The sequence below is a fragment of the Streptomyces sp. NPDC029014 genome (assembly GCF_055564695.1).
This window is the reverse complement of the sequence record NZ_JBVHVT010000069.1, coordinates 1-14268: the sequence shown is the minus strand read 5'-3', so window position 1 is coordinate 14268 and position 14268 is coordinate 1. Positions and strand designations below refer to the sequence as shown.

At 72.8% G+C, this 14268-nt stretch carries 11 protein-coding genes; 4 read left to right on the top strand and 7 right to left on the bottom strand.

Annotation, left to right across the window (positions count from 1 at the left end; genetic code table 11):
• Positions 1 to 137 precede the first annotated feature (137 nt).
• The gene (locus ACZ4VL_RS30125; RefSeq protein WP_468206137.1) at positions 138 to 485 is read left to right on the top strand and encodes an ATP/GTP-binding protein; all 348 of its coding nucleotides are present in this window, start codon (positions 138 to 140) and stop codon (positions 483 to 485) included.
• 229 nt (positions 486 to 714) lie between these two features.
• Here the strand turns inward: ACZ4VL_RS30125 and ACZ4VL_RS30120 are convergent, their stop codons facing one another.
• From ACZ4VL_RS30120 to mce, 7 genes are all read right to left on the bottom strand, one after another.
• Positions 715 to 1560 (bottom strand): ABC transporter permease, encoded by an 846-nt coding sequence (locus tag ACZ4VL_RS30120; protein ID WP_468206135.1) that lies wholly within the window; start codon positions 1558 to 1560, stop codon positions 715 to 717.
• A complete protein-coding gene (locus ACZ4VL_RS30115; RefSeq protein WP_468206132.1) occupies positions 1557 to 2684 on the bottom strand; it encodes an ABC transporter ATP-binding protein in 1128 nt (375 codons plus the stop codon). The genes ACZ4VL_RS30120 and ACZ4VL_RS30115 overlap by 4 nt, the downstream gene beginning before the upstream one ends.
• A 203-nt stretch (positions 2685 to 2887) precedes the next feature.
• Entirely contained in the window at positions 2888 to 3664 is a 777-nt protein-coding gene (locus tag ACZ4VL_RS30110; RefSeq protein ID WP_468206129.1) for an ABC-2 transporter permease, read from the bottom strand.
• 1 nt (position 3665) lies between these two features.
• Positions 3666 to 4691, bottom strand: a complete 1026-nt coding sequence (locus tag ACZ4VL_RS30105; RefSeq protein ID WP_468206126.1) for an ABC transporter ATP-binding protein — start codon at positions 4689 to 4691, stop codon at positions 3666 to 3668.
• A gap of 172 nt (positions 4692 to 4863) precedes the next feature.
• The gene (locus tag ACZ4VL_RS30100) at positions 4864 to 5802 is read right to left on the bottom strand and encodes a cellulose-binding protein (protein WP_468206124.1); all 939 of its coding nucleotides are present in this window, start codon (positions 5800 to 5802) and stop codon (positions 4864 to 4866) included.
• A 197-nt stretch (positions 5803 to 5999) separates the two neighbouring features.
• Positions 6000 to 10529 (bottom strand): polarized growth protein Scy, encoded by a 4530-nt coding sequence (scy, locus tag ACZ4VL_RS30095; protein ID WP_468206122.1) that lies wholly within the window; start codon positions 10527 to 10529, stop codon positions 6000 to 6002.
• Between the two features lie 517 nt (positions 10530 to 11046).
• The gene (gene mce, locus ACZ4VL_RS30090; RefSeq protein ID WP_361088849.1) at positions 11047 to 11487 is read right to left on the bottom strand and encodes a methylmalonyl-CoA epimerase; all 441 of its coding nucleotides are present in this window, start codon (positions 11485 to 11487) and stop codon (positions 11047 to 11049) included.
• Between the two features lie 137 nt (positions 11488 to 11624).
• Here mce and ACZ4VL_RS30085 point away from each other — a divergent pair, with 137 nt between their 5' ends.
• The 3 genes from ACZ4VL_RS30085 to ACZ4VL_RS30075 all read left to right on the top strand — a co-directional run bounded on the left by ACZ4VL_RS30085 (position 11625) and on the right by ACZ4VL_RS30075 (position 14126).
• On the top strand, positions 11625 to 12827 hold the full coding sequence (locus tag ACZ4VL_RS30085) for an acetyl-CoA C-acetyltransferase (protein ID WP_468206118.1): 1203 nt from the start codon (positions 11625 to 11627) through the stop codon (positions 12825 to 12827).
• Positions 12828 to 12933: 106 nt separating this feature from the next.
• On the top strand, positions 12934 to 13893 hold the full coding sequence (gene meaB / locus ACZ4VL_RS30080; protein WP_468206116.1) for a methylmalonyl Co-A mutase-associated GTPase MeaB: 960 nt from the start codon (positions 12934 to 12936) through the stop codon (positions 13891 to 13893).
• Between the two features lie 158 nt (positions 13894 to 14051).
• Positions 14052 to 14126 carry a 50S ribosomal protein bL37 gene (locus ACZ4VL_RS30075; RefSeq protein WP_099895366.1) on the top strand — a complete coding sequence of 25 codons (75 nt, stop codon included), beginning with the start codon at positions 14052 to 14054 and terminating at the stop codon, positions 14124 to 14126.
• The last annotated feature ends 142 nt before the right edge of the window (positions 14127 to 14268 follow it).

The following is a 14268-nucleotide window of genomic DNA, read 5'->3' as shown; positions in this document are numbered from 1 at the left end:
GTCAGGCCAGTCGCCCGCCCGGCGGCGGACCGTCCCCGGTCCCTCTCCGGCCTCTCCCCGCCACCCTGCGTGGAGGCGCCCCCGCTGCGCGTAGTCTGGGAGAAAGTCACTGCCGTCCGCTCCTTCGTGAGGTATACGTGTCACCGCGCCACAACCGCCCCAAGGGCGGCGGGAAGTCAGCCGACCGTGCGGCGGAGGGCTCCGGCCCCGGTCCGGCGGGAGTCGACCGGTTCGGGCTGGAGCGCACCGAGGAATACCTCGGCGAGGAGTGGAAGGTCCGGCACGTCGCGGGCGCGAGCGCGGCGGGCAAGCGCTACCGCTGCCCGGGCTGCGACCAGGAGATCCCCTCCGGCACCCCGCACCTGGTGGCCTGGCCGGAGTACGGCGGCGTGGACGACCGCAGGCACTGGCACAAGGCGTGCTGGAACGCGAAGGACCGCCGCACCACGCGGGTGCAACGGTCCAGGAACGCCCCCAAGTACTAGCCCGCCTCTTCTCTTCCGGGTCTTGCTCCCCCAGCTACCGCTGGGAGGTGCCCCCAGACACGCGCCGCCCGGCACCGCACCTCGCCGCGTTGTCGAGGCACCCGAGGACGTCCAGTAATCGGGAGCCTCTCCGCCTTGCGATGCACGGCACCGGACGACGCGGGCTCAACCGGCAAGATCCGAAAGAGACGGCCTGGCCCCCGGGCACGACCCGCGGGTGTGAGCGGGCCTACACGTCGCGGCGGTCGACGAGCAGGTACGAGCCGGCCACCGAGGCGCCCGTCACCAGCAGGATCAGCAGGACGTGGGACAGGTCGCTCGGGAGCCGCGCGTCCTCGACCCCGTTCGGCATCCCGAACAGCTGCATCAGCGCGACCGGGGCGTTGTACTCCAGGATGGTGCGGCCGAGCGGGGCCAGGCCCTCCCAGGTGGTGAGCATCCCCCCGGCCACCGGCGGGATGGTGATCAGCCCCAGCATCACGGCGATGGCGCCGGCGGAGTGCTTCAGCATTGCCCCGACCGCGAGGCCGAGCACCCCGAGGAGGGTGACGTACGCGCAGCCGGCCAGGGCGTGGAGCCACTCCCCGGCGCCGTGCTGTCCGGCGACGTCGTTGCGCAGGATCAGGGAGGCGATCCCGACGACCGCGACGGAGCCGGCGACGGCGCTGAAGGCGACCCCGGCGAAGACGAGGTACTTCGCGGTGAGCACGCGGGCCCGGCCGGGCGCGGCGGTGAAGGTCGTGCGGATCAGCCCGGTCCCGTACTCGGAGGTGATCGTCAGCACGCCGAGCGCCATCACGGCGACCTGGCCGATCAGCAGCCCGAAGAGGGCGGGCGCGGTCGGCGGTGTGAGGGTGTCCCCGGTGTTGCGGATCTCGATGATGGCGAGCAGCCCGATGCCGACGACGAGCACGACGAGCGAGCCGAGCGTGAACAGGGTGGCGCGCACCGAGACCAGCTTCGTCCACTCCGAAGCCATCGCGTGGCCCAGGTGCGGGCGGGGCGCGGGCAGCGGCGAGACATAGCCCTGCGACTGTTCCTTCGGCTGGTCCGCGGTCGACGTGGGGCCGGTCATCGGGTGTCCTTGCGGGTGTCCGTGGGGGCGTTCTTGGCGGTGCCGGCGAGTTCGCCGGGGCTGGCGGGCATCAGGAAGGGCCTGCCGTCCGCACCGGGCGGCGGGGCAGCGAAGAAACCGTTCTGCGGGACCTCGGGCGCCGCGGGTTCGTCCTCCCAGACGGGCAGGGCCAGCGGGTCCGCCTCCCACAGCTCCGCCCGCGGGTCCTCGGTGGAGGTGTACTCGACGGTGGACTGCGTCAGCCGCATGTACGCCTCCTCCAGCGAGGCCAGGTGCGGGGACAGCTCCCACAGCCGTACGCCGGCCTCGTGCGCGAGGTCGGAGATCCGCGGCAGCTCCAGCCCGGTGACCCGCAGTGCCCCGTCGGGCTCCTGGAGCACCCGGCCGCCCGCCCTGGTCAGGGCCGCTGCCAGCGTGTTCCGGCCATCCCGGTCGGGGCCGGCCGCGCGGACCCGCGCGAATCCGGCCGAGTTGTGCGCGATGAATTCCTGGGTGCCCATGTCAGCCAGGAGCCGGCCGCGGCCGATCACGATGAGGTGGTCGGCGGTCAGGGCCATCTCGCTCATCAGGTGCGAGGAGACGAAGACGGTGCGGCCCTCGGCGGCGAGCCGGCGCATGAGGTTGCGCACCCAGAGGATGCCCTCGGGGTCGAGCCCGTTGACCGGCTCGTCGAAGAGGAGCACCTGGGGGTCGCCGAGCAGGGCCGTGGCGATGCCGAGCCGCTGGCCCATGCCGAGCGAGAAGCCCTTCGTGCGCTGGCGGGCCACGTCCTGGAGGCCGACCACGGCCAGCACCTCGTCCACCCGCCGCTCGGGGATGCCGGACAGCTGGGCCATGGAGAGCAGGTGGGTGCGGGCCCGGCGGCCGCCGTGCACGGCCTTGGCGTCGAGGAGGGCCCCGACGTGGCGCTGGGCGTTCGGCAGCTCGCGGAAGGGGTGGCCGTTGATCGTGACGTGGCCGGACGTGGGCCGGTCCAGGCCGAGGATCATGCGCATGGTGGTGGACTTGCCGGAGCCGTTGGGGCCCAGGAATCCGGTCACGTGACCGGGCTTGACCTGGAAGGACAGCTGATCGACCGCGGTCTTCGCGCCGAAGCGCTTGGTGAGCCCGACTGCCTCGATCATTCCTCTGCCCCTTGCCCGGTGGACGGCTTTCGTCCGAGTTAAGGGTTAAGAGGATATCGAGGAGCGTGCGGTTCCACCCATGGCCGATCCCTGAGCTGTCCCTGAGCCCGACCCCGGGAAGACCCGTAGTACGGGGGACGTCCCCCCTGAGACGGACCCCGAGGCGGGGTCCGTCCTGAGACGGACCCCACATCGCGGCGACGTCAGGCGTCGCGGTTCTTCAGCACGAGGAAGCCCCCGACGACCGCGGCGACCGCCCACGCGACCATGATCGCGAAGCCGCCCCACGGGCCGTACGGCGGCTCCTTGCCGTCCAGGGCGATCTGGACCGTCTGCATGACCGCGCCGCCGGCCACGTTCGGGAAGTAGTCGGCGACCTTCTGCGTGGCCTCGACGGAGCTCAGGATCGGCGACACGAGGAAGAAGAACGGCAGCAGGACGCCGAGGGCCAGCATCGAGCTGCGCAGGATCATGGTCATGCCCATGGAGAACAGGGCGAGCACGGCCATGTAGAGCCCGGCGCCGACCACGGCGCGCAGCACGTTCGGCTCGCCGAGGGCGATGCTGTGCTCGCCCAGCAGGGCCTGTCCGATGAAGAAGGACACGAAGCTGGTGAGCAGGCCCACGACGAGGGCGAGGGCGGTGGCCGCGGTGAGCTTGCCGATCAGGAAGCTGCCGCGGCGCGGCACGGCGGCGAGCGAGGTCCGGATCATGCCGGTGCTGTACTCGGTGCCGACGACCAGGACGCCGAAGACGATGACGGCGGCCTGGCCGAGGGTCATGCCCGCGAAGCTGGCCATGGTCGGGTCGAAGGTGAGCTGCTGCTCCTTGGGCATGTCCTCGAACGTGGAGTTGAGGAACATGCAGAGCAGGGCGCTCATGCCGACCGTGACCACGAGTGCGGACGCCAGGGTCCAGATGGTCGAGGCGACGGTACGGATCTTGGTCCACTCGGACTGGAGGACTGCGGGGAAGGACATGTCACCGCCCGCCCTTGCGGTCGGCCTCGTAGCCGGCGCCCCACGCGGGGGCGTCGGCCGCGGGGACCCGGTTGTCGGCGGCGGCGCCGGGGCCCGGCAGTGCCGCCCCCGGGGTGCCCGGGGCATGGGCGTGGTACTCGACCGAGTCCGCCGTCATGCGCATGAACGCTTCCTCCAGTGAAGCCCGCTGCGGGCTGAGTTCGTGCAGCACGATGCCGTGCTGGGCGGCCAGTTCGCCGAGCTGCTCGGCGGGCACCCCGTCGACCTCCAGCGCACCGGAGTCCGGGACGGCGACCGCCTCGATCCCGCCCTGGTGCAGGACGTCCTTGAGTTGCTCCTGCTGCGGCGAGCGCAGCCGGACGAAGCTGCGGGAGTTCCGGTGAATGAAATCGGCCATCGACATATCGGCCAGCAGCTTGCCCTGGCCGATGACGATCAAATGGTCCGCCGTCAGCGACATTTCGCTCATGAGGTGGGAGGAGACGAAGATCGTCCTACCCTCCGCGGCGAGCCCCTTCATCAGATTCCGGATCCAGAGAATTCCCTCCGGGTCCAGGCCGTTGACGGGCTCGTCGAACATCAGGATTTCCGGGTCGCCGAGCAGGGCGGCGGCGATTCCCAGCCGCTGGCCCATTCCGAGCGAAAACCCTTTCGACTTCTTCTTCGCCACGGGCGTCAGTCCGACGAGGTCCAGGACCTCGCCGACGCGGCTCTTCGGGATCCGGTTCGACTCCGCAAGGCAGAGCAGGTTGTTGTACGCGCTGCGGCCGCCGTGCATGGCCTTCGCGTCCAACAGCGCACCGATGTGCTTCAGTGGCTCCGACAGGTCCCGGTAGTGCTTGCCATTGATCCTGACCGTCCCGCTCGTCGGGTTGTCGAGGTCGAGCATCATGCGCATGGTGGTCGACTTGCCCGCCCCGTTGGGGCCGAGGAAGCCGGTCACCACCCCCGGTGTGACCTGGAAGCTGAGGTGGTCGACGGCGGTCTTCGCGCCGAATCGTTTGGTAAGGGCCTCAAGCTCGATCATGCCGCTCACGCTAGAACGCCAGAGGGCCCCACGCCACCTCGAAGGGGTGACAAGGGGCCCTCTTGCATGACGTTTCGCTACTGGCGAGTAGACGGCGTGTCAATCGCCCGTACGCAGGGGCGGTGCGGTAGGACCGGCCCCATGGCGCAGGGCCGTACGAGCGGAGGCGTGCTCAGCGGCTCTGCTGCGCCGGGACGCCGCGGGAGACCGGCTCGTCGTCCAGCGGGGAGCCGGCGGCGGCGACGGCCGCACCGGTCAGCGTCGCCAGCATCTCGCGGACGTTGGTCAGCTGGGCGTTGATCGAGTCGCGGCGGTTGGTGAGCGCAGCCAGCTCGCGCTCCGACTCGCTGCGGATGCGGTCCGCCTTGGCATTGGCGTCGGCCACGATGTCCTCGGCCTGGCGCTGCGCGGTCTCCACCGTCTGGCGGGCCCGGCGCTCGGCGTCCGTGCGCAGCTTCTCGGCCTCCAGGCGCAGCTGCTCGGCCCGGTGCTCGATCTCCGCGAGGCGCTTCTCCGCCTTGGCCTGACGCGAGGCCAGATCGCGCTCGGACTGCTCGCGGCGCTTGGCCAGGTTGGTCTCGAAGTCCGCGGCGGCCTGGGCGGCCTTGGCGCGGGTCTCCTCGAACAGCGCGTCGGCCTCCTCACGCTTGGAGGCCGCGTCCTTCTGTGCCTCGGCGCGCAGGGTCGCCGCGTCCCCCTTCGCCTTCTCGACGATGCGGACGCCCTCGTCCTCCGCCTTCGCCTTGCGGTCGGCCGCGAACGACTCGGCGTCGTTGCGCACCTGCTGGGCCGCCGACTCGGCCAGCTCGCGGTGCTGCTCGGCCGCGCGCCGGGCCTCCTCACGCAGGTCCTTGGCCTCCTCCTCCGCCAGCCGCAGGATCTTCTCGACCCGGGCGCCGAGCCCCGCGTACGAGGGCTCCGCCTCGCTCACCTGGGCCTGGGCGTTCTGCGTTTCGAGGTGCAGCTCCTCGATCCGCTTCTCCAGGGCACTGATTCGTCCAAGGGCGCTGTCGCGGTCGGAGACCAGCTTGGTGATGCGGTCGTCCACCTGACCGCGGTCATAACCACGCCGCACGAGCTCGAAGCCGAAGGGGGAGGATGTGTCGCTCATGGGGTTCCTGTCGATGAGACCGATGAGGTGCTACGTGAGGTGTTAAGGGGAATCCTAGGCGCCCGAGCGGCGTGTCATCGAGTCAATCCCAGTTTGATCTGGACAATGACACCCCTTTTGAGTGGCAAGGCGGCAGAATGCTTGTCACTCGTTCGCCTGAACCTTCATCAGGTGCACACAATCCGTCCCCGTGTGGGTTACTCCGACGACTTGCCACCCGATCGAGTGGAACCCGCGCCGGCACCGGCCTTCACGCCCCCCGAACCCTGGCTGCCGATCGAAGGCTTTCCGCCCGAAGGCGCCTCGAATGATTCCAACGCCTCAAGAACGTCCTGGACACGGGAAATCTCCGCCTGGATGTCCTCCCGCCTGCGCACCAGGACCTCCAGCTCGCGCCGGCCCTCCTCGACGATCCGCTCGGCCTCCTCCTTGGCCTCCGCCAGAGCGGCCTCCGCCAGCCTCGACAGCTCCGCCTTCTTCTGCTCCGCTTCCTTCAGCAGCGTCTCCGCCTTGCGGACCGCCGCGATGCGCACCTTGCTCGCCTCGCTGCTCGCGTCCGACACCAGGGCCTTGGCCTTCGCCTCGGCCTCCTCGCTCTGCTCGGTCGCCGCGCGCACCAGCTTGTCCACGCGCTCGCCGGCCGACTTCATCTGCTCGGCCGTCTCGCGGCGGGCCCGCTCGTGCAGCTCCTCGATCTCGGCCTCGACCCGGGAGCGCAGCTCCTCCGCCCGCTCCCTTATGGCGGCGGCGTCCGAACGCGCGCCGACCAACAGCTCGTCCGCGTCCGTACGGGCCTTCTCCACCGCGGAGTTGCCCTCGACGGTGGCCTCCGCGACGATCCGCTTCGCCTCCTTGCGGGCGGCGTCGACCATCTGGTCGGCCTGCTCCTCCGCGGCCGTCGTCGCGGCCACGGCCTGCGCCTGCGCGTCCGCGGCGAGCTGGTCCGCCTCGGTGGCCGCCTCGGTGATGAGCCGGTCCACCTGCTCCGCGGCCTCGGTACGCCGCTTGCCGGCCTCCTCGCGCGCCTCGTCCAGCAGCCGCTCGGCCTCCTCGCGCGTCTCCGTGCGGGTGCGCTCCGCCTCCGCGACCGCGTCCGCCTTGGCCCGGTCGGCCTCCGACCGGGTGCGCGCCGCGTGCTCCTGAGCCGAGGACAGCGCCTCCGCGGCCTCCGCGCGCATGCGCTCGGCCTCCGCCGCGGCCTCGCCGACCGTGCGCTCGTTGTCCCGGCGGGTCTGCGCCGTGAGCTTGTCCGCCTCGGCCGCGGCCTCCGTGATGAGCCGGTCCGCCTGCTCGGCGGCGTCCGTACGCAGCCGGTTGGCCTCGGCGCGCGCCTCGTCCAGGGTCTGCTCGGACTCCCGCTCGGCGCTCTCCAGCGTCTCGGCCGCAGCGGCCGTGACCCGGTCCGCCTCCGCGGTGGCGTCACCGACGATCCGGCCGCCCTCCGCGCGGGCCTCGTCCAGCAGCTGCGCCGCCTCGGTGCACAGCCGATCGGCTTCCTCGGCCGCCTCGCCGACCGTCAGCTCGTTGGCCGCGCGCACCTCGTCGACCAGGCGGTCGCCCTCGTTGCGCGCGTCGACCAGGACGCGGGCCGCGTCCCGCTCGGCCGCCGCCATGGTGTCGGCGGCCTGCCGGGTGAGCTTGGCGGCCTTCGCCGTCGCCTCGTCGAGCGTCTTCTCGGCCGCGGCGCGCGTCTCCTCCGTGAGGCGCTCCGCCTCGGACGCGGCCTCGGTGATGAGCCGGTCCGCCTGCTCGGCGGCGTCCGTACGCAGCCGGTTGGCCTCGGCGCGCGCCTCGTCCAGCACGCCCGCGGCCTCGATGCGGGTGGCCTCCGCCGTCTCCTCGGCCTCGGTCGTGATGCGCTCCGCCTCCGCGGTCGCCTCGGTGACCGTGGCCTCGTTGGCCGCGCGCGTCTCCGCGGTGATCCGCTCGGCCTCCGCCGTCGCGTCGGCGACGATCTGCGCGCCCTCGGCGCGCGACGCCTCCAGCGACTCCCCGGCCTCGCCGCGGATCCGGTTGGCGTCGCCGCGGGCGTCGGCCCGGGTTCGGGCGGCGTCGCGCTCCGCCGCGGCCAGCGCGTCCGTGGCCTCCGTACGCACCCGCTGGGCGTAGTCGGCGGTGTCGGCGCGCAGCTGCTCCGCCTCGGCGATCGCGTCCGCGACCGTCCGCTCGGCCAGCGCCTTCGCCGCATCGGTCTCGGTGCGCGCCTCGGTGCGGATCCGGTCCGCGTCCGCGGTCGCCCGCTCGCGCTCCTCGTAGGCGTCGGCGCGGACGCGGGCGGCCTCCTCGTCGGCCTCCGTCCGGGTGCGCTCCGCCGCGTGCTCGGCGGCGCTGCGCAGTCCGGCGATCTCCTCCTCGGCCTCCTCGCGCAGCCCGGACACGGAGTCCCGGACCTGCTGGGCGGTGGTCTCCGCCGCCGACACCAGCTCGGCCGCGCGCCGCTCCGCCTCCTCGGTCAGGCGGGCCGCCTCGGCCTGCGCCTCCTCCGAGCGCTTGCGCGCCGCGGCCAGCAGCTCCTCGCTCTGCTCGCGGGCCTGCGCCCGCTCGCTGTCCGCGTCGGTCCGCGCCGACGCCAGCGTCTCCTCGGCCTCGCGGCGGCGCCGGGAGGCCTCCTCCCGAGCGGCGGCCAGTGCCTCGGCCGCCTCCTCGGCGACCCGCTCGGCGGCGGCCTTCGCCTCGGTGCGCAGCCGGTCCGCGGTCTCCTTGGCCTCCGTACGGACCCGTTCGGCCTCGGTCTCCGCCTCGGTGCGCAGCCGTACGGCCACCTGCTCGGCCTCGGCCCGCGCCCGGCCGGCGTCGTCCGCCGCCTCGGTGCGCAGCCGGTCGGCCTCCGCCTCCGACTGCTCCCGCAGGCTGCGGATGCGTTCCGCCGCCTCGGCGCGCAGCCGGTCGGTCTCCTCCGCGGCCTCGCGGCGGACGGCCTCCGCCGCACCGCGGGCGTCACGCATCGTCTGCTCGGCCGTGGCCAGCCGGTCCTCGGCCTCCGTGTGCAGACGGGTGAGCTCCGCCTCGGCCTCGGCACGCTTGCCGGCCAGCGCCTGCTCGGTCTCCTCGCGTCGGGTGCGGGCCGCCGCGTCCGCCTCGGCGCGCACCGCCTCGGCCTGCTCCTCGGCCTCGGTGCGCAGCCGTTCGGCCTCGGCGCGGGTCCGCTCCAGGGTCTCCTCGGCCTGCCGGCGCAGGGTGGTGGCCCGCTCCACGGCCTCCGCGCGCACCCGCTCGCTCTCGGCGGTGGCCCCGGCGCGCAGCTCGTCCGCGTCCGCCTTGGCCTTGCCGAGCAGTTCCTCGGCGGTCTTCGCCGCCTCCTCGATCTGCTGGACCGCCTCGCGGCGGGCCTCGCCGCGGATCCGCTCGCCCTCGGCCACGGCCTCGGCACGCAGCTGCTCCGCCTCGCCGCGCAGCCGCCGCGCCTCCTCCTGGAGTTGGACGGTGCGGGCCCGGTACTCCTCGGTGTCGTCCTTCGCGGCGCCCGTGAGCTCCGCCGCGGCGGCCGCGGCCTGGGCGCCCAGCCGCTCGGCCTCCGCCTCGGCCTCGCGACGGATCCGCTCGGCCTCCTCGGACGCGGCGCGGGTGGTGGCCTGCGCGTCCTCGGAGGCCCTGGTCAGCATCTCCTCGGCCGTGCGGGCCGCCTTCGCCAGCTGGGCGGCGGTGTCCTCGGCCGCCGCGGCGCGGGCCTGCTCCGCGGCCTCGGCGCGCTGGCGCTCGACCTCGGCGCGGGCGTCGGCGAGAACGTGCTCGGCCTCGGCCTTGAGGGTCTCGGCCTCCTTGGTGGCCTCGCCCACCAGCCGGGCCACCTGCTCCTTGGCGGTGCGGGTGCGCTGCTCGTTGACGGACTCCGCCGAGGCGAGCTGCCGGGCGGCGCTCTCCTTGGCCTCGGCGAGCACGCGCTCGGCCTCGGCGCGCGCCTCGCGCAGGGCCCCGTCGGCCTCCTGGACGCGCTGTTCGGCGACGCGGCCGAGGTCCAGGGTCTGCTGCCGGGTCTGCTCCGCCTCGGCGGTGGTCGCCGAACGCAGCCGCTCCGCGTGGTCGGTGGCCTCCTGGGCCTGCGTCGAGGCGGCGGTCAGCAGCCGCTCGGCCTCCTTGCGGGCGCGCAGCAGCGTCGCCTCGGCCTCGGTACGGGCGGCCTCGGCATCGGCGGCCAGACGGCGGCGGGTCTCCTCGGCGACGCGGGCGGCCTCGGCACGGGCGGCGTTCAGGGACTGCTCGGCCTCGGCGCGGGACTCGTCCATGAGCCGGCGGGCCTGGGACTCCGTACGGGCGCGCAGCTGTTCGGCCCAGGCGACGTTCTCGTTGACGTGCGCCTCGACGGTCTGGCGGCGCTCGTTGAGCTCCTGGTCCAGCCGCTGGCGGCGGTTGACGGCCTCGGTGTGCAGCTCGGCCTGGAGCCGGGCCTGGTGCTCGGCGTGCTCCTGGAGGATGCGCTGGGTCTGGGCCCGGGCCTCGCGCAGTTCGCGCTCGGCGTCCGAACGCATCTGGTCCGCCTGGATCTGGGCGTTGCGCAGCAGCTGCTCCGCCTGGTATCCCATGTCCGCGCCGTCGTACGCGGGGCGGGACGCGAGCGCGCGCCGCACCTCGTGCAGCTTCGCGCGCAGGACCTCGACCTGGTAGCCGAGGTCCTCGGCGTGCTGGACGGCTTTTCCGCGCTCCTTCTTGAGCCGCTCCATCTCCGCTTCGAAGAGCGAGAGATGATCGGCTTCAGTCTGAAGGCTCTCCTGGCTTTCGTAGCCCCGCACAGCGCGGTCCCATCCGTCCCCTGGTCGCAAGCTCACTCCCAAATGAGCACCGTCCGCCCGCTGAACGGCGCCCCCGGGGGAATGGTGTCAGATAGCAGGGCAGGGGACACAGGCCCCGACCCTGTCTGAAGCACCGAACCCCGGCCGAGCCACGGCCACTCTACCGGCCGGGGAATGGGGACATCAGTGCGTGCTTCCACTGATCCCGGACCCGGCCGACTGTGAGGTCCCTCCTCGGCTCCCGGGACCGACGGGCCGGATCGGGAAGGACGTCCCCTTGAGGGTGGATTTGCGGTGTTCGAATGCGTCCATCCGGAGCGCGTCCGGTTTCCCCGGCGCGCAGTTGGCCGTGCAGGTCACGGTCCCGCCGGTGCTCCCGGGGGCGCCGGCGGCCGCTGCGGGCCCACCGGGCAAGGGCGCGTACCGGTCGGCATGTGATCGAAAAGACGTGCGGTGCCTACGCGGACGGCACACCGCGGCCGGTGGTGTGCCGTCCCCCGACCCGGTCCGGGTCGGCTCAGCCCTCGTGCTCGTCGTGCGGGGCGGAGGTGACCAGCTCGGTGAGGACCCCGTGGCAGTCCTTGGGGTGCAGGAAGGTGATCGAGGAGCCCATCGAACCGCGGCGGGGCTCGTCGTACAGGACGCGGACGCCCTTGCCGCGGATGGCCTCGGAGTCGCCGTGGACGTCCTCGGTGCCGAAGGCGATGTGGTGCACGCCCTCGCCGTTCTTGGCCAGCCACTTGCCCACCGCGGAGTCCTCGCGGGTGGGCTCCAGCAGCTGGAGGTAGGAGGCGCCGCCGTCGGAGGTCCCGTTGATCTTGAGCATGGCCTCGCGGACGCCCTGCTCCTCGTTGACCTCGGTGTGGAACACCTCGAACCCGTACGTGGCACGGTAGAACTCGACGGTCTTGTCCAGGTCGAAGCAGGCGATCCCGATGTGGTCGATTCTTGTCAGCATGGGACCAGTGCACCGCCGAGGAGGCCGGTCACGCAACGTGCCAGCGATCACACCCACTGCCCGGTGACGACACGGGTACCGCTCAGTACATTCGGGTAAACCCTCGTTCACTCCTCATCCTCAAGGGGCTGTGCTCCATGTCCGGAACGAACAACACCACGTCCGTGATCGTCGCCGGGGCCCGCACGCCCATGGGGCGTCTGCTCGGTTCGCTGAAGTCCTTCTCGGGCGCCGACCTCGGCGGGATCGCCATCAAGGCCGCCCTGGAGCGGGCCGGCATCGCCGGCGACCAGGTCCAGTACGTGATCATGGGCCAGGTGCTGCAGGCCGGCGCGGGCCAGATCCCGGCCCGCCAGGCCGCGGTCAAGGCCGGCATCCCGATGAACGTGCCCGCCCTGACGATCAACAAGGTCTGCCTCTCCGGCCTCGACGCGATCGCGCTGGCCGACCAGCTGATCCGCGCCGGGGAGTTCGACGTCGTGGTCGCCGGCGGCCAGGAGTCCATGACCAACGCCCCGCACCTGCTGCCGAAGTCCCGCGAGGGCTTCAAGTACGGCGCGATCGGCATGCTCGACGCGATGGCGTACGACGGCCTCACCGACGCCTTCGAGAACATCGCCATGGGCGAGTCCACCGAGAAGCACAACACCCGCCTCGGCATCGAGCGCGCCCCGCAGGACGAGTTCGCCGCGGGCTCCCACCAGCGCGCCGCCGCCGCCCAGAAGAACGGCGTCTTCGAGGCCGAGATCACCCCGGTCGAGATCCCGCAGCGCAAGGGCGACCCGGTCCTGTTCACCCAGGACGAGGGCATCCGCCCGGAGACCACGGTGGAGTCCCTGGGGAAGCTGCGCCCGGCCTTCGCCAAGGACGGCACGATCACCGCCGGCACCTCCTCGCAGATCAGCGACGGCGCCGCCGCCGTGGTCGTGATGAGCAAGGCCAAGGCCGAGGAGCTGGGCCTGGAGTGGATCGCCGAGATCGGCGCCCACGGCAACGTGGCCGGCCCGGACAACTCCCTGCAGTCGCAGCCGTCGAACGCCATCCTGCACGCCCTGAAGAAGGAGGGCCTGGAGGTCGCCGACCTGGACCTCATCGAGATCAACGAGGCCTTCGCGGCGGTCGCCGTGCAGTCAATGAAGGACCTCGGCGTGACCCCGGAAAAGGTGAACGTCAACGGTGGCGCCATCGCCCTGGGCCACCCGATCGGCATGTCCGGTGCCCGCGTGGTGCTGCACCTGGCGCTGGAGCTGGCGCGCCGCGGCGGCGGCGTCGGCGCGGCCGCGCTGTGCGGCGGCGGCGGCCAGGGCGACGCCCTGATCGTCCGGGTCCCCAAGGCCTAGTACACCTGTCCCAACCCGGCTACATCCTGCCCGTACCCGGCGCCGCGTGCCGGGTACGGGCGCACCCGCATCCGCACCCGCGGCGAGAACGAGGAGCGCAGCACGCATGACGGTGGACGTCCCCCAGCTGGTGGCCCAGGCGCGTGACGGCAGGCCCAGAGCGGTGGCCCGGCTGATCTCGCTGGTCGAGGGGGCGTCCCCGCAGCTGCGCGAGGTGATGGCGGCGCTGGCCCCGCTGACGGGCGGGGCGTACGTGGTGGGCCTGACGGGCTCGCCGGGCGTCGGCAAGTCCACCTCCACCTCGGCGCTGGTGTCGGCGTACCGCAGGGCGGGCAAGCGGGTCGGCGTGCTCGCCGTCGACCCGTCCTCGCCGTTCTCCGGCGGCGCGCTGCTGGGCGACCGGGTGCGCATGTCGGACCACGCCTCCGACCCGGGCGTGTACATCCGGTCGATGGCCACCCGCGGCCACCTGGGCGGCCTCGCCTGGGCGGCCCCGCAGGCGATCCGGGTGCTGGACGCGGCCGGCTGCGACGTGATCCTGGTCGAGACGGTCGGCGTCGGCCAGTCGGAGGTGGAGATCGCCTCCCAGGCCGACACCTCCGTGGTGCTGCTGGCCCCCGGCATGGGCGACGGGATCCAGGCCGCGAAGGCGGGCATCCTGGAGATCGGCGACGTGTACGTGGTCAACAAGGCCGACCGGGACGGCGCCGACGCGACCGCCCGGGAGCTGAACCACATGCTGGGCCTGGGCGAGGCGCGGGGGCCCGGCGACTGGCGGCCGCCGATCGTCAAGACGGTCGCGGCGCGCGCCCAGGGCGTCGACGAGCTGGTCGAGGCGCTGGAGAAGCACCGGGCCTGGATGGACGAGCACGGGGTGCTGGCCGAGCGGCGCGCCGCCCGGGCCGCGCGCGAGGTGGAGACCATCGCCGTGACCTCGCTGCGGGCCCGGATGGCCGACGTACACGGCGACGCCCACCTGGGGGCCCTGGCGGCGCGGGTCGCGCAGGGCGAGCTGGATCCGTACGCGGCCGCGGACGCCCTGCTGGCCACCCTCACGGAGAGCTGAGGCCCCACGGGGCCGGGGCCGGGGCCGCTCGGGGAACGCTCGGCCGCTCGGGGGAACGCTCACCCGTACGGTGGCGCGCCCCTGCGGGGCGGGCGGCGCCTCCGTAGACTGGCGACGCCCGGAATGCCCCGATATCGGCACACTGAGGGAGTGGCGTCATGGCCAAGCGCGGCAACAAGAAGCGAGCGCGCAAGAAGAAGAAGGCCAACCACGGGAAGCGCCCCAACGCCTGACCGCGGTCCCACCTGAACCACAGGAGCGGGAACCCCGGAGGGGGGGGGGGGTTCTTTGGTGTGTGTTGTTTCTTTTTTTTTTTTTTTTTTTTTGGTGTGGTTTCCTCTCCGCTCTCCCCCCCCCCTGATACGGGGACCGGCC

What these genes read in the sequence shown, in the direction of transcription:
- ACZ4VL_RS30120 (WP_468206135.1), bottom strand. Translation starts at nt 1,560, where the DNA reads ATGACCGGCCCCACGTCGACCGCGGACCAGCCGAAGGAACAGTCGCAG.
- ACZ4VL_RS30115 (WP_468206132.1), bottom strand. Translation starts at nt 2,684, where the DNA reads ATGATCGAGGCAGTCGGGCTCACCAAGCGCTTCGGCGCGAAGACCGCG.
- ACZ4VL_RS30110 (WP_468206129.1), bottom strand. Translation starts at nt 3,664, where the DNA reads ATGTCCTTCCCCGCAGTCCTCCAGTCCGAGTGGACCAAGATCCGTACC.
- ACZ4VL_RS30105 (WP_468206126.1), bottom strand. Translation starts at nt 4,691, where the DNA reads ATGATCGAGCTTGAGGCCCTTACCAAACGATTCGGCGCGAAGACCGCC.
- ACZ4VL_RS30100 (WP_468206124.1), bottom strand. Translation starts at nt 5,802, where the DNA reads ATGAGCGACACATCCTCCCCCTTCGGCTTCGAGCTCGTGCGGCGTGGT.
- mce (WP_361088849.1), bottom strand. Translation starts at nt 11,487, where the DNA reads ATGCTGACAAGAATCGACCACATCGGGATCGCCTGCTTCGACCTGGAC.
- ACZ4VL_RS30085 (WP_468206118.1), top strand. Translation starts at nt 11,625, where the DNA reads ATGTCCGGAACGAACAACACCACGTCCGTGATCGTCGCCGGGGCCCGC.
- meaB (WP_468206116.1), top strand. Translation starts at nt 12,934, where the DNA reads ATGACGGTGGACGTCCCCCAGCTGGTGGCCCAGGCGCGTGACGGCAGG.